Here is a 21120-nt window from a genome sequence, read left to right on the forward strand (position 1 = left end):
CCCGGTCGGACGCTCACCTCAACCGGCCCGGCCGGCCACCGGGTCGGAGTGCTCGTGCCAGGGATCGGGCCGGCCGCGCCGGCGGGCCCTGATCCGGCGCCAGGCCCGCCAGCCGAGCGTGGGCAGCCCGTCCCGAAACGGCGCGACCCGGGGGCCGACACCGGCCAGCCAGGCGTCCAGGCGGTCGAGCCCGGTGTCCGCGCGCACCATCAGCCGGGAGATCCGCCACGGATCGTCCTCGCGCGAGCTGTGCGCGTCGCGTACCGCCATGGCGGTACGAAAGCCCGCGTGCCGCACCGCGGCCCGCACGGCGGCGTCGTTGTAGCCGAACGGGTAGGCGAACGAGGTTACCGGGCGCTCCAGTTCGCCCTCCAGGCGCTGCCGCGAACAGACGATCTCGCGGTGCATCGATGCGAGCGGGAGGGTGTCGAGTTCGCGGTGCGTGCAGCCGTGCGCGCCGATGGTCAGGCCCGGCGCGTCGGCGATCCGGCGCAGCTCGCGCCAGGTGAGCATGGCGGCCGGCGGCAGTACCAGGTTCGGGGTGGGCCACAGCGCGTCGGTGGTGACGTAGAGCGTCACGGGCAGGTCGCGTTCGACCAGTTGCGGCAGCGCGTATCGGGCGAAGTCGGCGTAGCCGTCGTCGAAGGTGATCAGCACGCTCTCCCGGGGCAGGTCGCGACCGCCGTGCAGGGCCTCGGTGAACCGGTCCAGGCCGATCGGGACCCGGCCGCTCGCCGACACCCGGTCCAGGTGTCGGCCGAACTCGGCCGGGGTGACGGTGAACGGCGCGATCCACGGCGGCGGGTCGTCCCGTACCGCGTGGTAGAGCAGGACCGGTACCGCGGCCTCGGATCTCATCGAAGCTCCTCTCGGGAGGTGTGCGTACGCACGACGGTGCGGATCAGCGCCGCGGTGGTGGTCAGGCCGGCGAGGGTGCCGATCACGCGCGGGGCGGAGAAGGCGCCGGCGAGCAGGTATGCCTCGGCGGTCAGCGCGCACAGCGCTGCGCTGCCGGCCACCGAGGTCACCACCGTGGCCAGGACGCTCGCGCCCTCGCCGGCGAGGGCGTAGCCGGGTCCGACGGCCAGGAAGGCGACCACGACCAGGACCCGCAGCGGGTGTTCGGCGGGCAGTTCGAGCGCGCCGAACGCCGACCACCCGGCGGCGGCGGGCCACAGGGCCCGGATCGGGCCGGTCATCGCACGGGCCCCGGTCGTGGGCCGATCCGGTAGATCACCGCGTCCCGGTCGCGCATCAGCAGGGTGAATCGGGGCGCGGTGGACAGCGCCTGGTCGATGCGCCCGAGGGTGCCCGCCGGCAGGAGTCCGGTCTGTTCGCACTCGGCCCGCTGGCCGGCGGTCAGGAACAGGTACGCCGTGTCGCCCGGATACTCGTCGGCCAGCGCGCTCAGCCCGGCCACCGGATCGCGCACCACTCCCTCGCGCAGCGCGGGCGTCTCCATCGCGAACCAGCGGTGTCGCTGTTGCTCGTAGTCGGCGTAGGCGCCGGGGAAGTTGTTGCTCGCCGCGACGATCAGGTCGCCGGGCGCGGACAGCCGGGCCAGCCACTGCCGGGCGGCGATCTCGCCGTCGTCGAAGTGGTTCTGGCGTTCCTTGCCGTAGTAGCCGAACACGAATCCGGTGAGCAGCAGCGCGAACAGCACGGGCAGCAACACCGCGCGCGGGCGCGGCCGGCCCCGGTCGCCGAACAGCGGCGCGAGCCATCCGGCGATCAGGAACGCGGCGGCGGGCAGCGCGAACAGGTAGACCCGGAAGATGATTTCGCCGCCGTACGCACCGGCCGCCAGCAGCGGCAGCGGTGCCAGCACCAGTGGCATGGCGGGCGAGCGGCGCAGCCGCGGACAGCGGATCGGCGCGGCGGCGGTGAGCAGCGCGACGCATGCGGTCAGCGCCCGGTCCACCCGGGCGACCAGTACCTGGCCCGGTTCGGCGCTGCCCAGATTGACCATGCCGGCATGCGCGTTCGACTTGAAGTCGCCGAACTGGGCCCAGGAGGAGCCGAATTGGTCGAACAGGAAGGGTCGGGCCACGGTCAGGTCCCAGCCGAGCACGGCCACCGCGGTGAGCCCGAGCAGCGGGAGGGCAACGGGCCGATGGGCGCGCGAGCAGGCAAGCGCGGCCAGTGCGACGACGAGCATCAGCGGGGTGAGCTGATGCGCCGTGACCACGGCGAGCACCAGCGGCGTGCACAGTCCGACGGTGGCGAGCGGGCGCCGGTCGCGGTCCAGGACCAGCGCCAGGATGCTCACGTACAGGACGAACGCGAAGGTCTGCGGGGCGAAGTAGTCCTGGCCGACCCAGGCGGTGGCGAAGTAGATCCACACCGCCGCCCAGACGATCCGCCGGTTGCGGGTGAGCGTGCGGTAGAGCAGGACCAGGGGGCCGATCAACAGCAGGTCGAAGGCGAGCGGCGACCAGGTGGCCATGGTCAGCGCGTCGGGCGCGCCGGATGCGCGCACGGCCGTGGCGGCGGCGGAGAAGAACCCGGGCCACTGGTGGTAGGGCGCCAACTCGCCCGCGTCCGGCAGGGTTCGGCCGGTGCGCAGGAACTGGTCGACCACTTCGACGTGTTTCCAGGCCCACGCGTAGCGCAGGTGCTCGTACAGCACCGCCGGTGTGGCGTGCAGCATGGTCACCAGGGCGCCGGTGTACAGCGCGTAGCGCCCGGTCCGGGCGGTGCGGTCGAGCAGGCTCACCGCGAAGCCGACGGTGAGCACGGCCAACGCGCACCAGTACAGGGCAGGCAGCACGTCGAGCAGCCCGAGTCCGCCCATCCGGTCCACCGCGACGGGCATCCGCATCGCCAGGATCCACAGCAGCACGGCGAGCGGCAGGGCGAGCCGGCCGAACGCGCGGAACGCGAGCGCGGCGGGGGTGGGCAGCGGGTCCCGCCCCAGACCGCGCGCCCGGCCCGCGGCGTAGCCGAGCGCGGTGGTGAGCACGCCCAGGACCAGCGCGGGGATGGTGGCCTTGGGCGGGCCCGGTTCCGGGGCGAACGGGCGCACCAGGGCGCGCGGGATGGTCGAGGCCAGGTAGGAGCGTTCGGAGGCGAGCGCACGGCCGGTGCCGGCGTGCCGGCCGACCGCCGCCTTGGACAGGCCCTCGGCCCAGCAGCGGGCCCGGAAGTAGCGCCAGGTGGTGCGCGCGGCGGGCACGCGGTGGCGGACCACGGCGGCCGGCTCGTACCCGAGCACGCCGCCGCGGTGTCGGGCCGCGGCGCGGATGCACAGCTCGGTCTCCTCGCAGCCCAGCGGGCGGGTGCCGACGCGGCCCAGGTCGGTGCGGAAGCCGCCGACGTCGAGCAGCACGCTGCGCCGGAAGGACATGTTGGCGCCGATCAGGTTCCGTACCGGCGCGGCCTGTTCGGGCATGCCCCGGTAGGTGCAGCCGACCACCCAGTCGAATTCGGCGGGGAACCAGGTCGGGCGTCCGGTGTCCCAGTTCGGCCGGATCCGGCCGCCGACGCCGAGCACGTTCGGGTCGGCGTAGCCGTCGAGCAGGCGCATGGTCCAGTCGGGTTCGGCGACGGCGTCGTCGTCGAGGAAGGCCACGACGTCGCCCCGCGCGCCCTCGACGCCGGTGTTGCGGGCGCCGGAGAGGCCGCGTCGGCCGCGGTTGCGCAGCACGGTGACGTCGGGGAACGCGGCGCTGGCGCGGGCGGCGAGTTCGTGGCAGTGGTCGGCGACCAGGATGACCTCGGCGGGCGCCTCGTCCTGGGCCCGGAGCGAATCGAGCGCGGCGGTGAGGTCGTCCCAGCGGTCCATGGTGTACGCGCAGACCACCACGGTCAGGGTGGGGCGGGGCGGGGTGCGCTCGACGGCGGGGCCGGCGCCGCGGGCGCGGGCCAGGGCCCGCTTGGCGGCGGCCTCCTCGGCGCGGATGGCCACCCAGGCCAGGCGCCTTGTGCGCGGTGGGGTCTCCGTCATGCGGGCCTCCCGGAAACGGTGGGGAGCCAGATCCGGCGGGCCGCGAGCAGCACGAGCGCGGTCGCGGTCTGGGCGCCGAGCCAGGCGATGCCGGCGCCGAGCAGGCCGAGCGCGGGCAACAGGACGACGGTCAGGGTCAGTACGGTCGCCGCGAGGCCGGCCTGGATGGCGACCACGACGCGCATCCGGCGCAACACCCGGCAGGCGCTGATCGCGGTCGCGACCACCAGGTGCGGCAGCGCGGACAGGGCGAGCAGTTGCAGCAGTCCGGCGCCGTTGCGGGCGTAGCCGGGGCCGAACACGCGCAGCACCAGCGGCGCGCCGAGGACGAGGACGCCGATCGCGAGCAGGAGCAGCGCCCCGGTGTGGCGCAACACCCGCCGGCAGCCGGCGGCGAGCCCGGCGGTGCCGCCGGCGGCCTCGACGAGCAGCGACGCCCCCATGTTGAGTCCGACCAGGTAGAGCGTGTTCGCCACCACCCAGGCCAGTGAGAAGTAGGCGCTCTCCCGGGCGCCGACGCGTTCGAGCACGATGATCGGCGGCACGGTGGTCGCGGCGAGCCAGCACAGCGTGCCGAGGTAGTCCGCCCCGGCGTACCGCACGAGCCCGGCTCCGGGTCGAAATCGCGCGCCGGGGTGGGGGGTTCGGTGACGGGCCGGCGGGCGCGGGTCGTCGCCCGCGGGCGGACGCGAGGTCACGCGTGGGTCGAAGCCCGGGGTGACGCCCGCCGCCCGTACGAACTTCCGGGCGGGCAGCAGGCGCGCGAACAACCAGGTGTCGACGACCAGCAGGGTCGACACCAGGGCCAGCGTCCAGGACATCAGGATGCCGAGCGTGGGCAACAACGCGGCCAACGCGGCGACCAGGACCAGCTTGGCGATCGCGAAGCCGCTGTTCTTGCCCACCACCAGGCCGGGTCGGCGCAGGCCGGTGAGCGCGCCGTCCTGGAGCGCGAACAGCGCGTAGGCCACCGTGGTCGCCGCGAAGCAGCAGCCGGCCGCCGGTTCGCGCAGGAAGCCGAGGCCCGGCGCGCACAGCGGGATCAGCGCGAGGAAGCCGAGGACGGCCACCAGGGTCGCGCCGAACGCGGCGGCGTACGCGGTGCGGATCAACCCGCGCCGGTCCGCGCCCGGCTGCGGCAGGAAGCGTACGAGCACGTTGGCCAAGCCGAGTTGGCCCAGCCCGGAGAGCAGCATCATCGCGGACACCGCCGCGTAGGTGCGCCCCACCGTCGCGTCCCCGTACCAGCGGGTGGCCAGCGCCCAGTAGCCCGCGCCGAACGCCGAGGTCACCAGCGAACCCACGGTCAGCACATGCCCGTTGCGCAGCAGCGGGTCCACCCGGAGTCGGGCCGACCGGCGCAGCCCGGCCTGGATCACCGGCCGGACTCCGCCTGTTCCCAGGGCGTGCGCACACCGTGCATCCGCACCCGCGAGCGCAGGTACGCGAGCGGGCCGGCGGCCAGCGCGCGGCGCTCCAGCGTGGCCAGCCGGGCGGGCCAGGGGATGTCGGTCCGCCCGGGCGCGCGGGTCCGGGCCAGCGCGTATCGGATGCCGTCGGGGGTGCGTCGGGCGAGCGCGCCGAGGGTGCGCGGCTCGCGCAGTACGGCGGCGGTCAGGTAGGCGCCCAGACCGGTGCCGTACCCGCGCACCTGGGCGGCCACCGCGGCCCGATCGGCCCGGTGTCGGTGCCAGATCAGCGCGCCGGGTTCGTAGCCGATCCGGTGTCCGCGCACGATGGTGCGGAAGAAGGCGAGCAGGTCGTCGCCGCCGCACGCGGGGGTACCGACGCCGGTGGCCGGGTCGAAGCCGCCCATCGCGCGCAGTACGTCGGCCCGGAAGGCCATGTTGGCGCCCGAGCCGAAGCGGCCGGCGGTGAACGGGAACAGCGGGTCGGCGGGCGGTGCCTGGGGGTCGTACAGGATCGGCTCGAAACCCTTGGCGAAGCCCCCGTGGTGATGGAGCATCAGTTGTGCGGGGGTGCGCAGTTCGGCGGGCAGGATCAGGCCGGTGACGCACGCGGGCCGGCCCACGCGGGCGAAGCCGGCGACCAGGGCCGCGACCCACCCGGGGTCGGCCAGGACGTCGTCGTCGGTGAACGCGAGCAACTCGCCCGTGGCCGCGGCGATGCCCCGGTTGTGCGCGAGGGCCAGTCCCGGGCGGGGTTCGCGCACGTAGCGCACCAGGCCGGCGCAACCGCCGCGGACCACGCTCGCGGTGCGGTTGGTGGTGGGGGCGTTGTCCACCACGATCAGTTCGATGTCGGGGTAGGTCTGCCACAGCAGGGTGCGCAGGCACGCGGCGAGCAGTTCGGGCCGCTCGCGGGTGGCCACGATCACGCTGACCCGGGGCGTACCGCGCGGGGCGGGCGGGCCGGGGGCGTGGTCGGGTGCGGCGGGGGTGCCGAAGCGGGCCGTCGCGCAGGCGATCAGCCGATCCGGGCCGGGGGTGGGCAGTTCGAGGTCGAGCAGGCCGACGGGGGTGCCGGCGTGCCGGACCAGGGCGAGCATGGCGCCGGCGGGGCAGTCGGCGGGGGTGCCGTCGGGGGTGCTCAACCTCGGCCCGGCGTCGGCGACGAGGTCGAGGACCCGGACGTGCACGAGGTCGGGGGGTGGGACGGGTGGAGCCGGGGCGGGCGCGGCGGACTCGGCTGGTGGCGCGGACTCGGCCTGTGGCGCGGACTCGGCGGGCGCGGCGGACTCGGCCGGTGGCGCGGGCCGTTCGTCCGTGGGCGTGGCGGCGGTCGGCGCGGCGGCCGTCGGCGAGGCCGGGCGCGGGATGGCGATCGGGGTCGGCGTGGCCGGTGGGCGCGGGCCGGGCAGCGGGGCGTTCGGTTCGGCCGGGCGCTGCCTCGGGATCAGCGGCCTCGGGTCGGGTTCGGGATCTCGGCGGGGCGTCAAGCGTCCTCCCCCGCTCGCTTCGGGCGGGCGCCGGCGTGCTCGCGCAAAACGGTGCGCAGCACCCGGTGTCCGTCGCGGAGCGCGTTGAGGTTGGATCGGCCGCTCCGGCGCGGCAGTTCGAGGCTGGGTACCTCGGCGATCCGCAGTCCGGCGCGCAGGGCCCGGACGATCATCTCGGCCTCGATCTCGAAGCCGGTCGCGCGCAGGTCCAGGTGCTCCAGGAAGCACCGGCGAAACGCGCAGAACCCATAGCACAGATCGGTGAGCCGATACCCGTACAGCCGGCTGACCAGGGCCATCAGCGCGTGGTTGCCGAGGCTGCGGACCGCGGTCAGGTCCAGCGATCCGCCGCCGACGACGAACCGGGAGCCCTTGACGAAGTCGTAGCCGTTGCTCAGGAAGTGCACGTAGTGCGGGATCTCGTGCGGCGACATGCTGCCGTCGGCGTCGATGGTGACGATGATGTCGCCGGTGGCGTGCCGGAATCCGGTGCGCAGGGCGCTGCCCTTGCCGGGGCCGGACTGCGGGATGACCCGGGCGGCCGGCAGGTAGCGGCGGGTGATCAGCGAGGTGGCGTCGGTGGAGTCCCCGTCGATCAGCAGGACTTCGTCGACGCCTTCGGGTATCTGCTGGAGCACCCAGGGCAGATTGCGGGCCTCGTTGCGGGCCGGCACGACCAGGGTGACCCGGTCCCGGGACACCGGGTCGGCCGGTGCCTGTCCGGCTCGTACCGGTGCGCCGCCGGGCAGTTCGGCAATCCGGGGCAATGGGCGTTTCGGGTGCGTCGCGTGCGTCGTGTCGTGCATGAACGGCCCCCTCCCGTCTGCCGCGTGCCCCGGAGAGCACACGGCATCGGGCCGGCGGAACCGGCCCGAGATCGGTGACACCGGGTGCCGATCGCACGACACCCGGTCATCGCTGATCGTGGTTGGGCGGCGAAAGCAGGGTCAATCGGACCGAAGATGCTTTGCCAAGACGTTACGGTTGGGCGTTTTTCCCGTCGAATGCCAGTTCGGGAACTTTCTCGGCTTTCCGATGCCTTGTCGGATACGGCGCGCCCGGCGGGAGCGCCCGGCAGCGGGTCGGTGCGGGCGCCCGCGCGAAGATCGACGCGAGCGCCCGCGTGTGGTCCGGCGCGCTCAGCAACCGCAGTCGCACGAGCAACATTCGCCGCATTCGCAGCAGTTGCCGCAGCAGTCGCATCCGTCGCAGCAGTCCCCGCAGTCACACTTGTGGCAACACCCCTGCCGCTGTTGACCGGTGCACGGGTCCTCGAAGGTCTCCCGGCAACACCACTGGCAGGTACAGCACAGCCCGGCCCAGATCGCGCAGGCGACGAACACGTTGTGCCCGCCGGGCGGCGGCGGGGGCGGGGTGGGGCCGCCGGGCGGACCCCACGGGCTGTTCGGGTCGTACGGGCTGCCGGGCGGCGGCTGGGTGGGCGTCTGGTTCGGCGGCTGGTTCGGCCAGGACCCGTCGGGGCGCGCGGCGAGCCGGGGTTCGGCCCGCTCGCCGTGCTTGGCGCAGCCACTGCCGTGCTTGCCGCCAACCGCGCAGGCGGGGTTCTCGACGGGGAAGCCCGCGTGCCGGAACGACCGGTCGATCGCCTCGTCGACCTCGTGCACGAGCAGCCGGTGGGCGAGCGCGCCCGTGACGAACTCGACCTCGGCCAGGGCCAGTCGAATCCCGGTCGCTGCGTCGCGGCACAGCCGGTACGCCTCGTCCGGCCCGGTCCCGGTGGCCAACAGCGGGTTCCACGCGCCGGCCGCCCGGTCGGCGTGGACGTCCTCGACCGCGTCGAGCAGGTGCGCGAGCCGGCCGAACAACCGTCCCGCCTCGGCCAACGACTCGGCGTTGTCCGGCCGTTCGGCCAGCACCGCGGTGTGCGCGAACGCCGCGCCGGTGGCCGTCTCGGTCGGCTCGGTCACCACCAGCACCGACCCGCCCGGTCCGGCCAGCGCCTCGACCTCGACCTGCCGGTCCACCGCCTCGACCATCACGGCCGTATCGAAGCCCACGTCGAGCGCGGTGCCCGCACCCTGCCGGGCCCAGCGCTCGGCGACCCGGCGCGCGCCGCCCGCGACCGCGCGCCGCCGGTACACCCCGTCGCCGTCGTCGATGTGGTCGCGCATCTTCGCCGCCGCGAGCACCAGGGACACCGCGCCCGCGAGCCGCGCCCCCTCGCCCATGGCCACCTCGGCCCGGCGCATCGCGCGCAGCGGACAGGGACCGGCCTTGCGCCGCCCGTCCGCGGTCGGCCGGGCGGACTGCGCCTCGACCAGGACCGAGATGATCAACCCGTCGTAGTTGGTGGCGACGCGCGCCGCCTGCCCGTGGTCGTCCCGCAGCGCCAGACACATGCCGCACAGGTGCGCCATCCACTCGCTCTGCAACTTCTCCGACAGTCGATGCCGGCACGGCCGGATGATCCCGAACAAGCCCTCGCCCCATTCACTGCGCCGATTCCTGGCCCCCTCAGCGCGGTCAGCCTACTGATCACCGGTCATCCCCGTACGGATCCGCTCCGGGATCCGCCCCGGGGGCGACCCGAGGACCGCGCTCGCGGCGTTCTAGGATCCGCAGCGTGACTGCATCGGTGCTGGTCGTATGTAGTGGGAACATCTGCCGCTCCCCCGTCGTCGAGGCCATGCTGCGCGGCCGGTTGGCCGGGTCCGCGCTGCCGAGCGAGGTGTCCTCGGCGGGCACCATCGACTGGAACGCCCGGCCGATGGCGGACAACAGCGCGCTGGTACTGATCGAGCACGGCATCGACCCGCCCGTGCACCGCAGCCGCAAGCTCACCGCCGAGCTGCTGCGCGCCGCCGACCTGGTGATCGGCATGTCCCGCGAGCACCACTGGGCGATCGACGCCCTTGCCGCCGACGCCCTGCCGCGCACCTTCCTGCTCGGCGAACTGGTGCGCCTGGGCGAGGCGTTCGGCCCGCGTGGCGCACTGCCGCTCGCCGACTGGGTGGCCGGGGTGGACGCGCGGCGACCGGCGAGCCGACTGGCCCGTCCCGCCGACGAACTCGACGACCCGATGGGCGAGCCGATCGAGTCGTTCCGGGTGATGGCGGCGCGGGCCGACGAGCTGACGACCCGGCTGGCGGCGCTGCTGACGACGTGATCCCGGGGCGTCCGCCGCGGGTCGCCGAGCGACTCCTTGTTCGAACAAGTGCGCTTTCCCCTCGGCGACAAAAGGGCCTTGGCGCCCACCGACTCTTTGGCGGGCCCGTAAACTCACGCCCCTGCCGCCGGAGCCGGCGGCACCGCATGGGGGTGGGCATGCACGACGCAGAGCACTACCGGAGCGAAGAGCCCGACGAGCGCGACGAGCGCGAGTACGGCGGCGGATTCGGCGACTACGAAGACGCGGACCACGGCGGGGCCGGACGCCGGGGCGGTTGGATTTTCCTGGTCCTGGCCCTGGTGTTGGTCCTCGGCACCGGCTACGGGGCCTATTCGTTCCTGAAGGACGACGACGTCTCGACCCCGACCGCGCGGTCGAGCGAGACCGCGGCTCGGGCCGAGCAGAGCCCGCGCAACGCCGCGCGATTATTCCTCGGCGAATGGCAGGCGGGCAATTGGACCCGCGCGGCTCGGCTCACCAGTGATGTGACCGCCGCGTCCACGGCGCTGCCGGCCCTGAACGACGGGCTGAAGGTCACCGCCCGCACGCTGACCGCGGGCGAGCCGGCCCCCGCACGGCCGGACGGGACGGTCCCGGTGCCGTTCACCGCCAAGTTGACCCTCGGATCCGCCGGCGACTGGTCGTACACGGGCACCCTCGACGTGGCCAAGAGCACCGATCGCGGCTACCTGGTCGCCTGGTCCCCGGCCACGCTGCACCCGGAGCTGACCTCGGGCACCTCGCTCGAACTGGCGCCCAACCAGGGCGGCGTGGGCGGCGACGTGTTGCGGGCGAAGGACGGTACGGCACTTTCCCCGACCGACAACCCGTCCCTGGCCGCGATCCGTACCGGCCTGGCGAGCAAGGCCAAGCCCGGCGAGCAGGCCAAGCCGGGCGGCGTGGTCCGGCTGGTCGACGCGGCCACCCGGACCCCGGTCAAACAACTCGCCACGCTCGGCGAGCCGGTCACCGCCGCGCCCCGGGACGGCGGGATCCCCACCACGCTCGACGCGAAACTCCAGACGGCGTCCGAGCGGGCGGTCAAGGGCGAGTCGCGGACCGCGTCGCTGGCGGCGGTGCGGATCAGTACCGGCGAGATCGTCGCGGTGGCCAACAACCCGGCCGCCGGTCAGAACAACGCCTTCCTGGCCACCACCCAGCCCGGCTCGACGTTCAAGATCGTCTCCGCCGCCACGCTGCTGTCCAAGGGCGCGGTCGGCATCGACGAGAAGGTGGGCTGCCCCGAATCGGCCGACGCGGGCGGCATGCGGTTCACCAACTCCGAGGGCCGCGCGTTCCCGGAGGGCAGCTTCAAGCTGGCCTTCGCCCAGTCCTGCAACACCACCATGGCCAACCTGTCCGGCAAGCTCGGCGGCGCGGACCTGTCCACCATGGCGCACGACTGCTTCGGCATCGGCGGCGACTGGAAGACCGGGATCGTCTCGTTCGACGGCCGGGTGCCCGCCGCGTCGAACGACACCATGAAGGCCGCGAACATGATCGGCCAGGGGCAGGTACAGATGAACCCGCTCACCATGGCCTCGGTGGTGGCCACCGCCAAGTCCGGCACCTTCCGCCAGCCGCACCTGCTCACCGACCAGGAGGGCCTGTGGCGGGCCCCGAACTCGTTGTCCCCCGCGGTGAGCGGGCAGTTGCGCACACTGATGCGCGCGGTGGTCACCGAGGGCACGGCGCGCGCCTCGCTCGGCGGCGGTCGGCCCAACAACGGCTGGATGGTCGCCTACCGGGGCGATATCGCGGTGGCGGTCTGGGTCGAGGGCGGGGTGACCGGCGGGCAGTCGGCCGGACCGATCGTGAAGGCGTTCCTGAGTGCGGCGGGCTGAGCGGCGGCGCGGGCGACGGGCCGGGCGACCGGCCCGGGCCCCGGCGCGGGCAGCCGTCGACGGGCTGAGCGACGGCCCGAGCGGCCGTAGTCCATCATGGGCAGGGTGAGCGAACACGATCTTGCCGACGAGGGCCCGGGCCGGGCCGAGACCTTCCTCGACCTGCTGCGGCTGGAGCAGATCGAGGAGAACATCTTCCGCGGCTGGTGCCACGCGGGCGCCCCGCTGCGCGCCTTCGGCGGCCAGGTCGCCGCACAGGCCCTGGTCGCGGCGGGCCGCACGGTGGTCCCGGAGCGGCACGTGCACTCGCTGCACAGCTACTTCCTGCGCCCCGGCAGCACCACGGCGCCGATCGTGTACCAGGTCGACCGGGTCCGCGACGGGCGCTCCTTCGCGACCCGGCGCGTGACCGGCGTCCAGCACGGCGCGGCGATCTTCACCCTGTCGGCGTCCTTCAAGGTGGCCGAGGACACCCCCGGACACCGCCGCGCGATGCCCGACGTACCACTGCCGGAGGACCTGCCGGACCCGTACGAGAAGTTGTCCGCCGAGGAGCGCGCGCACTACGAGGAGTCGCAGACCCGGCTCCTGATGGACCTGCGCTTCGTCCCGGAGGACCGCTCGCCGGGCACCCACATGGTCGACGGCATCCCGCACCAGCGGGTGTGGATGCGCGCCGCCAAGCAGTTGCCCGACGACCCGCTGCTGCACGTGTGCGGGCTGACCTACATGTCCGACCTGACCCTGGCCGGCACCGCCGCGAAGCCGTACATCACCAACCCGGCGACGCTCCAGATGGCCTCGCTCGACCACGCGGTGTGGTTCCTGCGCCCGTTCCGGGCCGACGAGTGGCTGCTGTTCGCCCAGGCATCCCCGTCCGCGCAGGACGCGCGCGGGCTGGCGATGGGCGAGTTCTACAACCACGACGGCGTACTGGTGGCCTCGGTGGTGCAGGAGGCGGTGATCCGGCAGCGGTAGCGCCGCTCAGCCCACCCAGACCGTCTTGGCATTGCAGAACTCGCGGATGCCGAGCGCAGCGAGTTCGCGGCCGTAGCCGCTGGACTTGATCCCGCCGAAGGGCAGTTCGGGGTAGGACGTGACCATGCCGTTCACGAACACCGCCCCGGCGGCCAACTCGGCGATGCAGCGGTCCTGTTCGGCCTCGTCGGTGGTCCAGGCGTTGGCCCCGAGGCCGAACGCGGTGGCGTTGGCGAGGTCGATCGCCTCATCGAGGTCGGCGACCCGGTACAGCCCGGCGACCGGCCCGAACACCTCCTCGGTGTACATCCGCATGTCCGGGGTCAGGTCGGCGACCACGGTCGGCGGGTAGTACCAGCCGGGGCCGGCCGGGCGCTCGCCGCCGCACCGAATCCGGGCGCCCTTGGCCCGGGCGTCCTCGACCTGCTCGGTGACATCGCGCAGCCCCTGCTCCTGGGCGAGCGGGCCGACGTCGGTGCCCTCGGCGGTGGGGTCGCCGACCCGGAGTGCGGCCATATTCGCCGTGAACGCCTCGGCGAACGCGTCGTACACGTCGGTGTGCACGATGAACCGCTTGGCCGCGATGCAGCTCTGCCCGTTGTTCTGGGTCCGCGCCGTGGTCGCGGTCCGCGCGGCGGCCTCGACATCGGCGGAGGGCAACACCAGGAACGGGTCGGAGCCGCCCAGTTCGAGCACGGTCTTCTTCAACTCGCGCCCGGCGATCGCCGCGATCGACCGCCCGGCCCCCTCACTGCCGGTGAGCGTCGCGGCCACCACGCGCGGATCCGACAACACCCGCTCGACCAGCTTCGACCCGATCAACAACGTCTGGAACGCCCCCTCGGGAAACCCGGCGCGGGTGAACAACTCCCCCATGTACAGCGCGGTACGCGGCACGTTCGACGCATGCTTGAGCAACCCGGTGTTGCCCGCCATCAACGCGGGCGCCGCGAACCGCATGGCCTGCCACAACGGAAAGTTCCACGGCATCACGGCCAACACCGGCCCGAGCGGCTCGTACCGCACATAGGCCCGCCGCGCCCCCACGGCATCGGCATCGGCCGCCTCATCCGCCAAAAACCCCGCCGCCCGCTCCGCATAAAACCGACACAGCCGAGCACACTTGCCCACCTCGGCCCGAGCGGCACCCAGCGTCTTCCCCATCTCGGCGGTCATCACCGCCGCAACCTCGTCCCGCTCCGCATCCAGCAGATCGGCGGCCCGCTGCATAAACCGGGCCCGAGAGTCATACGAGTCCCCCCGATGCCCCCGAAACACCTCATCTGCCCGCCCGATCCGAGCCTCGATCTCGGCTTCCCCAATCTCGGCGAACTCCTCGATCGTCTCCCCGGTCGCCGGATTGACGGACGCGATGGCCATGGGTCCTCCACGGATGCGGATGGTGAGTGCGATGGGCACCGAGCGGACCGCCCGCTGCCTCCGCCGACCCGTTACCCTCTGGCCCCCGGATGACACGGCACTCGGCGAGGAACCGGCCGGATGTCGGAGCGGGCTGCGAGGGTGGACGGCATGAGGGAACAAGTCATCCCGATCCTGCGTGTGGTCGATGCCGCCGTGTCCGTTGCCTGGTACGGCCGGTTGGGCTTTGTCAAGCAGTGGGAGCACCGCTTCGAGCCGCACCTCCCGGCCTTCGTCGAGGTTGCGAGGGGTGATGTGAAGCTGTTCCTGAGCGAACACACGGGCGATGCGACCCCGGACACGCTGGTCTACGTGTGGGTCGCCGACGTGGATGAGCCGGCGCGCGAATTCGGCGTGGCGGTGGAGGAGCAGCCGTGGGCGCGGGAGGTGCATCTGCGGGACCCGGACGGGAACCGGCTGCGGGTGGCGACGCCGACGCCGTCGGAGGGATGAGGGGAGTCAGTCGTCCAGCGTGGCGGCGACGTCCAGGGTGAGCCGGCCGGTGGCGACGTGCTCGGCGAGGGCGCCGAGGTGTTGTCGCTGGGATTCGTCGATCCGAAGGCCGGTCAGGGCCGGGAGGGCGGCCAAAGAGGTCAGATCCGACGTCGGGCAACGCCGAATACTCAGGTAGGCGAGGCGGGACAACGCCGCCAGGGGAGACAGATCCTCCACCGGGGACTTGTCGATGTGCAGGTCCGCGAGGAGGGGTAGGCCACACAGTGGCCTCAGATCCCGGACGCGAGAGCGATGCAGGTCGAGAGTCTCCAGCTTCGGATACTTCGGCAGTGTCGACACATCCGCGATCCGCGTGCCGGCCAGGGAGAGTGTGCGCAAATCCGGGGCATCCGGCAGGATTTCCGAATCGTCCAGCGGCCCATTGATCATGACGGTGGTGATCCAGGGAAGCCGGGCCAACACCATTGGATCGGCCAACTGCGCCCGCCCCATGGACAGGCCGACCAGCTGCGGTAACTCCACCAACGAGCGCAGATCCGTGATCCGAGTGTCGGTGACGTACAACATGCGCAGGCGTGGGAGGGCAGCCAGCGCTTGTATCGGGATCTCCGACATCGCGACAGGCAGTTGTATGTTCCGCAGATCCATCCGGCCGGCCAGGAGTTCCAGAGCCGCGCGATCCGGAACCGGAACGGAACACGTGCCGAAGTCCACATGCTTCAGGACGGTTTCGTAATACCGCTCCCGATCCCTCGGCGCCTGCCAACCCTGAATCAGCATCCGCCGAACAGAGATCGCGCTCCGGCCGCGAAAGCACGCCATCAGTGGAATCACATCGTCGCCGCCGATCAATTGGGCGGTACGCAGGATGTTGCACGCCTCGTCGTCCGACACATGCCGGCTCCGAGCCACGTCGACGAGCAGATCCACCACGAACTCACCCGCGCCCGCCAACAGACCGGCCGCGTCCCAATCCCACGGCGGCAGCAAGTCGGTCGTCTCCGCCCGAAACCGCGCCGCCCGCCCCGGATCCACCATGCCGACCCCCGACACGCACGCGGCGCCCAACAGCCACAACCGCATCCCGTGCTCCGGAGCCGCCTCCGCTCGGGCGATCAGCCCGTCCAGCAACTCCTGTTGGCGCGACGGATCGTCCTGTGTCCGACCGACCGCCATGATGAACACGTCGTGGTAGAGCGGGTCGTGGGCGTGGTTGAGCAGATGGTCCACATGTTCCGATCGGATGATCTCCAGTGCTGCCAGGTAGTCCTGGAAGCTTGCGTGTCGGAACTCGTAGACGTCCACCTCCGGTTGTTGGAGCAGGCCGCTGCGGTCGACCAGGCTGTCCAGCACCTCCCTCGCGGTGTAGGGCGGTTCGACCGTCTGGCGGAATCGGGTGAGCACGTCGGCCACGCATGACGTCGCGACCCGATCCGGGATCGATCGGCGGCCGTTGAGGGTCATCCACATCGCCAGCGCGGCCAGTACCTTCTCCATCTGCGTCGGCTGGAGACGCACCCGGCTCGTGGAGATGCGCCGCGCTCGTTCCCGGCCGCCGAGCAGCATCGCCATCGCCGATCGGTACAACTCGGTGCGGCCCTCGGGGAGCGCCTGGTCGGCGTGTCGGTGCAGGGCGCACATCAGCGCGCACAGCAGCGGGTTCGTGCCGAGTCGGGCCAGGTCCCGGCGGCTGTCCAGGGTGTGCTTCAACTGCTCGGCGCAAGCCGCGAGATCGTCCGGGTCTCCGGGCTGGGCGCGATGCCAGCGGTCGACGAACAGCTCGACCTGCGCGCTCGACATGGGCTGGAGTTCACCGGCGACGAAGCCCGCCTCCCGGAACCGTCGATGCCGCCGCTCGGACAACACCCGGGGTCGGGAGGTGAGCAGGTAGGCCGCGTCCGGATAGTCCACACACAGCTGTTCCACCCAGTCGAGGGCGTCCGCCCGGTGTTCCTCGGGCAGTTCGTCCAGGCCGTCGACGAAGACCGCGGCCCGCCCCGCCCGCAGCCGGCGGGCCGCCCACCCCGGCGGCTGCTCGCCGCCCAGCGTCGACCCGGACGCGGTGACGAAGTCGGCGACGTTCGGCAGCACCAGCCGGTCGTCCACCACCATCGCCCGCAGCTTCAACAGGAACGGCACCCGCCCGGACCAGGACGCCAGCCGGTCCGGCAGCTCGCCCGACGCCACGTGCACCGCGAGCCGGCGCAGCAGCGTGCTCTTGCCCGATCCGGCCGGGCCTTCGAGAACCATGCGGTCGCGGCGGGCGAGGGCGTCTTCGAGGAGGCTGCGCGTGGTGTCCGCCTGCGCCGCCTCGTCGTCCCACCGCCGCAGCGGCCTCGGGTCGCGACGGGTCTGCACCACGAGGCTCACGTAGGCCGTGGTCAACTCGTATGTGCTGTCCTCCGGATCGAGTTCGGTGACCCCGAACAGTCTGGCCTGGTCCAGCTTCGCCCGCAGGCCGGCGCGGTAGCGTCGCGCGAACTCCTCGTCCAGCGCTTCGGCTTCCGGCACCCGGCGTAACAACTCGGCCTGGCCCGACGCCTGTTCGACCATGGTCCGGGCCAGGAACTCCGGCTGCTTGGTGAAGAAGTCCACGATCTGCACGCAACACTCGTCGAGCAACACGCCGTACAGCGGCGCCGAGCGCTCCGCCGACGCCTCGACACGGGCCTCCATCCGCACCCGCAGCGCGGCCGGATCCAGGCCCGCGGCCTGGACGTCGTCCATGGTCACCGTGCCGTCGAGGGTGCGCACGACCGCCGCGACGATGCGCTCACCCTCGGCCGGCGCCAGGCGGGCGAAGTCCGGCTCGACATCGGCCAGTCGCAGGGTCAGTGTGCGGGTCAGCCGATCCACGTCGGCCGTACGCACCTCGCGCCGCTCCCGCCGCCGCGCAACCCGCCCGCCCATCCGCACGGGCGCATCCACGAGTCGCGCCCCCGCCGGCGGCGCGGTCAACCGCCGCAACGCACCCCCGATCGCCGTCGCCAACAACCGCCCCTGCACCGGATCCACCGCGCTCCGCCCCGATCCCCACATCGACCGTGCACTCCAAGCCGTGGCACCCAGTATGAGCGCCCAACGTTCGAGTCGCGCCGACTCGACGACCGGCGTCTCACCCCCCGTCGTCGACCCGGAACGCCGTCATCGACGTCGGTGACCGCACGGGCGAAGGCGGCACTGTCGGGGAGGAGGTGGGCACTTCGGGCCGAGGCATTCAGTGGCGATCTGGTCGCTGGTGGGCGGGGGCGGAGTCGCGATGTGAGCAGGATGGGGGGCCGCAGCGAGAGGGTGTGCTCGGTGCAGGCGTAGAGGTCCAGCCGGATGCACCGCGCCCGGACTCGATCACCTGTACCGGGACAAGGCCCTCATGTACGTCGCAGCGGCAGCACAGACGGTAGGTCGGCGCCGGCATCACGCCATCACCCCCGCCGCGCGTGCCGCGACGGTCCCGCCTTGGGCGGGTCGGCGCGATGCCTCGGCGAGTTCGGCGCGCCGTTCCGCTTGCTGCTGTTCCTCGGCCGCTTCTGCTTCGGCGCACTGTCGACGCCATGCGGCGAGTTCTTCCGACGTCGTCACGTAGGGGCGGACGACGGTTGCCGAGTCCTGCGTGGGCGGGTCGTCGTCGGCGGGGGTGGGCAGTACGAAGTCGCGCCACATGGACCGGGCCGGGGTCGGCTCGGGCTTGCGAGGCTCGAACCGGCGCGGGGTCCTTCGTCGGCATGGAAGCGCGCCCGCTTGACTACGACGGTCGGGATTACCCGTACCGGCAACTCGCCGCCTACATCGCCGGCGACATCGACAGCGGCGTCCTCCTGCCGGGAAGCGCGTCCCATCCAGGCCGAGCCGCCGAAGTAGCAGGGAAGGCGACACCCTGCCCCCGAACGGGAGCGGGGCCGTTGCCGCTCGACCCTGTCAGGTGGGTCGGCGTAGTTCCCGGAGCGCCCGCGTCGCAAGGAAGCGGCGAATGTCAAAGCAGCCCCCGCGGAGCGCGCGGCCGACTACGTCGTCACCACGGATGGCGAGGTTATCCCCGTCATCGCGCGGCGCACCCCTCCGCCGCCCCGTAAGGAGCCCAACCGCGTGTCCGCATCGGTCCGAGTCAGGGATCGGGTGGCCTCGCTGCCGGGTCGGACGCACAACCTCCGCGCCGCTTGCGTCGCAAAGCGGGGGAAGGAAAAAGTGGTCCCTCGCGAGCCGGCCTGAAGCGCCCAACACAAAGCAACGCCGCCACACACGACTTCGGCCCCGACGCGCTCACTTCGCGGCTCCGGTTGCCCGACCGGCTCGCGCCGCGACTCCGCCTCCCCGACACACACCTTGCGACTCCGCCTTCCCGCCGCGCTCACCTCGCGACCCCGGCCCCGGGGCCTGTCCGTCTGACCTGCACCCCTCACCCGCAGACCACCCGCCATCCGCCCGCCCCACCTCACCCGCGCACCCGCCGTTCTCACCCGGCGCCCGCTCCCCCCGCCCCGGCCCATCCCACAGCCGGCCCACGCCGTCCCTATCGCCGGATCAGGCCCGCGTCGTATGCCAGCAGGCCTGCCTGGGTGCGGTTTGCGCAGGCGAGTTTGGTGAGCATTCGGGAGACGTAGCTTTTGACCGTGGCTTCGCTGAGGAACAGGCGCTCCGCCGTCTGGGCGTTGGACAGGCCCTCTCCGATGCAGGTCAGCACCTCGACCTCGCGTTCGGTCAGGGACGCGACGGCGAGGGCGGCGCGTTCACGGGCGGCGTTGCGGCCGGAGGAGGCGGTCACCAGGTCGCGGGTCACCGCCGGGGACAGCACGGTGTGGCCGTCCATGGCCACCCGGACCAGGCCGATCAGGTCCTCCGGCGGGGTGTCCTTGAGCAGGAAGCCGGCCGCCCCCGCGTGCAGGACACGCAGGATGTACTGCTCCAGCCCGAACGTGGTCAGCACGATCACCCTGGGCGCGCCCGGCAGGTCGACGATCTGTTCGATGGCGGTCAGCCCGTCCACGCCCGGCATGTGCAGGTCCATCAGGACCAGGTCGGGTCGATGGCGCAGGACCGACTCGACCGCCTCGGCGCCGTCGTACGCCTCGCCGATCACCTCGATGTCGTCGGCCACGCCGAGAATCGTGCGCAGGTGGGCGCACACCATACGTTCGTCGTCGACGAGCAGGACGCGGATCATGCGGGCTCTCCGGTGGTCGTGGTCGTGGCGCCGGCGGGCAGTATGGCCAGCAACTCGTAGCCGCCGTCGGGCAGTGGGCGGGTGCGCAACGTCCCGGCCACCAACTCGACCCGCTTGCGCAGACCGAGCAGGCCGCTGCCGCCCGTACCCAGGGCGACGTCGACCGCCCGGGTGGGAGCCGAGTTTCGCACGGTGATCCGGACCTCGTCGCCCACGTAGTGCAGGCGGATGTCCACCCCCGCCCCCGGCGCGTGTTTGTGCACGTTGGTCAGCGCCTCCTGGACCACCCGGTAGGCGGCCCGGCCGACCACGGGCGAGGTCGGGTGCGGCTCGCCGAGGGTGACCAGGTCGACCGGGATGCCCACTGAGCGCGAATCGGCCACCAGGTCCGATACGTCGAGCACCGCACGCGGGCCGACCACCACCGAGCCCATCTGCCGCTCCGACCGGGTCACCGCGACCAGCCCGCGCAACTCCTCCAGCGCCTTGCACCCCACCAGGCGCAACTCCTCCGCCGATGTCCGTACGTCCTCGTCCCGGGCGCGGGTGCGCAGCGCGCCCGCCTGGAGCACCATCAGGCTGACCCGGTGGGTGATCACGTCGTGCATCTCGCCCGCGATCCGGGCCCGCTCCTCCAACCGCACCCGCTCGAAGCCCAACTCGCGTTCCCGAACCACCCGTTCGGCCCGATCCGCGCGCAGGCGGCGGCGCGCGGCGACGTAGAGGCCGAGCAGGACGGGGACCAGCGCGAGGCTCGCGGCGGCGACGACGTCCAGCGGCGCCGGCCGGCTCCACGGTTGTGTGGCCGCCACCACGAGACCTCCGATCAACCCCCACGCACGCCGTCGGTCCTCGACACAGGCCCCCGCGGCATAAGCCGCGAAGTAGAGCGCGTGGGTCGGATACACCAGCCCCACCACACAGATCGCGGCGCCCGAGCCGAACGGCGCACGTCTGCGGTACAGCAGCAGCGCACCGCTCAGCACCGCGCTCACCTGGTGCAGGTACGGCCAGCCGACCAGGCCTGCATCGCGCCCCATGCGCAGCGTCAGTCCCGAGGCGACGGCGATCGCCGCGACCAGCACATCGAACCCGAACGAGCGGCGACTCGCCCACCAGGCGCGGATGCTCACCAGGTCACGGTAACCGGCCTCGGGCGCAGGTCGCACGAACGGCGCCGGCGGGGGGGGGGGGGGGGGCGGGGCCCCCCCCCCGCCGGGGAAGGGGCCGGCCCTACAAAGCCCGGGGGGGGTGAGGGGGGAGAGGCGGCCACAACATAGAACCCGCGGG

General features: G+C 72.8%; 16 protein-coding genes. 4 read left to right on the top strand and 12 right to left on the bottom strand.

Going from position 1 to position 21120, the window contains the following annotated elements; translation table 11 throughout:
• Nucleotides 1-18 precede the first annotated feature (18 nt).
• The 7 genes from ACWGR4_RS21180 to ACWGR4_RS21210 form a co-directional block, all read right to left on the bottom strand.
• The gene (locus ACWGR4_RS21180) at nt 19-858 is read right to left on the bottom strand and encodes a polysaccharide deacetylase family protein (RefSeq protein ID WP_452129074.1); all 840 of its coding nucleotides are present in this window, start codon (nt 856-858) and stop codon (nt 19-21) included.
• Entirely contained in the window at nt 855-1199 is a 345-nt protein-coding gene (locus ACWGR4_RS21185; RefSeq protein WP_452129073.1) for a hypothetical protein, read from the bottom strand. Before ACWGR4_RS21185 ends, ACWGR4_RS21180 begins: the two co-directional genes overlap by 4 nt.
• On the bottom strand, nt 1196-3946 hold the full coding sequence (locus ACWGR4_RS21190; protein ID WP_452129072.1) for a glycosyltransferase family 2 protein: 2751 nt from the start codon (nt 3944-3946) through the stop codon (nt 1196-1198). Before ACWGR4_RS21190 ends, ACWGR4_RS21185 begins: the two co-directional genes overlap by 4 nt.
• Nucleotides 3943-5325 carry a hypothetical protein gene (locus ACWGR4_RS21195; protein WP_452129071.1) on the bottom strand — a complete coding sequence of 461 codons (1383 nt, stop codon included), beginning with the start codon at nt 5323-5325 and terminating at the stop codon, nt 3943-3945. Before ACWGR4_RS21195 ends, ACWGR4_RS21190 begins: the two co-directional genes overlap by 4 nt.
• The gene (locus ACWGR4_RS21200) at nt 5322-6845 is read right to left on the bottom strand and encodes a glycosyltransferase family 2 protein (RefSeq protein ID WP_452129070.1); all 1524 of its coding nucleotides are present in this window, start codon (nt 6843-6845) and stop codon (nt 5322-5324) included. The genes ACWGR4_RS21195 and ACWGR4_RS21200 overlap by 4 nt, the downstream gene beginning before the upstream one ends.
• A complete protein-coding gene (locus ACWGR4_RS21205) occupies nt 6842-7651 on the bottom strand; it encodes a glycosyltransferase family 2 protein (protein ID WP_452129069.1) in 810 nt (269 codons plus the stop codon). The genes ACWGR4_RS21200 and ACWGR4_RS21205 overlap by 4 nt, the downstream gene beginning before the upstream one ends.
• Before the next feature lie 333 nt (nt 7652-7984).
• Entirely contained in the window at nt 7985-9283 is a 1299-nt protein-coding gene (locus tag ACWGR4_RS21210; protein ID WP_452129068.1) for a DUF5685 family protein, read from the bottom strand.
• A gap of 146 nt (nt 9284-9429) precedes the next feature.
• Here ACWGR4_RS21210 and ACWGR4_RS21215 point away from each other — a divergent pair, with 146 nt between their 5' ends.
• From ACWGR4_RS21215 to ACWGR4_RS21225, 3 genes are all read left to right on the top strand, one after another.
• Nucleotides 9430-9972, top strand: a complete 543-nt coding sequence (locus tag ACWGR4_RS21215; protein WP_380008176.1) for an arsenate reductase/protein-tyrosine-phosphatase family protein — start codon at nt 9430-9432, stop codon at nt 9970-9972.
• A gap of 158 nt (nt 9973-10130) precedes the next feature.
• Nucleotides 10131-11819 (top strand): penicillin-binding transpeptidase domain-containing protein, encoded by a 1689-nt coding sequence (locus ACWGR4_RS21220; RefSeq protein ID WP_452129067.1) that lies wholly within the window; start codon nt 10131-10133, stop codon nt 11817-11819.
• Between the two features lie 96 nt (nt 11820-11915).
• Nucleotides 11916-12797 carry an acyl-CoA thioesterase gene (locus ACWGR4_RS21225; RefSeq protein ID WP_126643663.1) on the top strand — a complete coding sequence of 294 codons (882 nt, stop codon included), beginning with the start codon at nt 11916-11918 and terminating at the stop codon, nt 12795-12797.
• Between the two features lie 6 nt (nt 12798-12803).
• Here ACWGR4_RS21225 and ACWGR4_RS21230 read toward each other — a convergent pair whose 3' ends face one another.
• Nucleotides 12804-14177 (bottom strand): NADP-dependent succinic semialdehyde dehydrogenase, encoded by a 1374-nt coding sequence (locus ACWGR4_RS21230; RefSeq protein ID WP_452129066.1) that lies wholly within the window; start codon nt 14175-14177, stop codon nt 12804-12806.
• A 150-nt stretch (nt 14178-14327) separates the two neighbouring features.
• On the opposite strand from ACWGR4_RS21230, the gene ACWGR4_RS21235 reads away from it, so the two are divergent.
• On the top strand, nt 14328-14669 hold the full coding sequence (locus tag ACWGR4_RS21235; protein WP_380008188.1) for a glyoxalase superfamily protein: 342 nt from the start codon (nt 14328-14330) through the stop codon (nt 14667-14669).
• Nucleotides 14670-14675: 6 nt separating this feature from the next.
• On the opposite strand, the gene ACWGR4_RS21240 is transcribed toward ACWGR4_RS21235, so the two are convergent.
• The 4 genes from ACWGR4_RS21240 to ACWGR4_RS21255 all read right to left on the bottom strand — a co-directional run bounded on the left by ACWGR4_RS21240 (nt 14676) and on the right by ACWGR4_RS21255 (nt 20963).
• Nucleotides 14676-17687: an NACHT domain-containing protein gene (locus ACWGR4_RS21240; protein WP_452129065.1), complete on the bottom strand. Its 3012-nt coding sequence runs from the start codon at nt 17685-17687 to the stop codon at nt 14676-14678.
• Between the two features lie 399 nt (nt 17688-18086).
• Entirely contained in the window at nt 18087-18332 is a 246-nt protein-coding gene (locus tag ACWGR4_RS21245) for a hypothetical protein (RefSeq protein WP_452129064.1), read from the bottom strand.
• Between the two features lie 847 nt (nt 18333-19179).
• Entirely contained in the window at nt 19180-19830 is a 651-nt protein-coding gene (locus tag ACWGR4_RS21250) for a response regulator (RefSeq protein ID WP_380008194.1), read from the bottom strand.
• Complete coding sequence (locus ACWGR4_RS21255; protein ID WP_452129063.1) at nt 19827-20963, bottom strand: sensor histidine kinase; 1137 nt, start codon at nt 20961-20963, stop codon at nt 19827-19829. The genes ACWGR4_RS21250 and ACWGR4_RS21255 overlap by 4 nt, the downstream gene beginning before the upstream one ends.
• Between the last annotated feature and the right edge of the window lie 157 nt (nt 20964-21120).

This window comes from Embleya sp. NPDC055664, assembly GCF_053618075.1.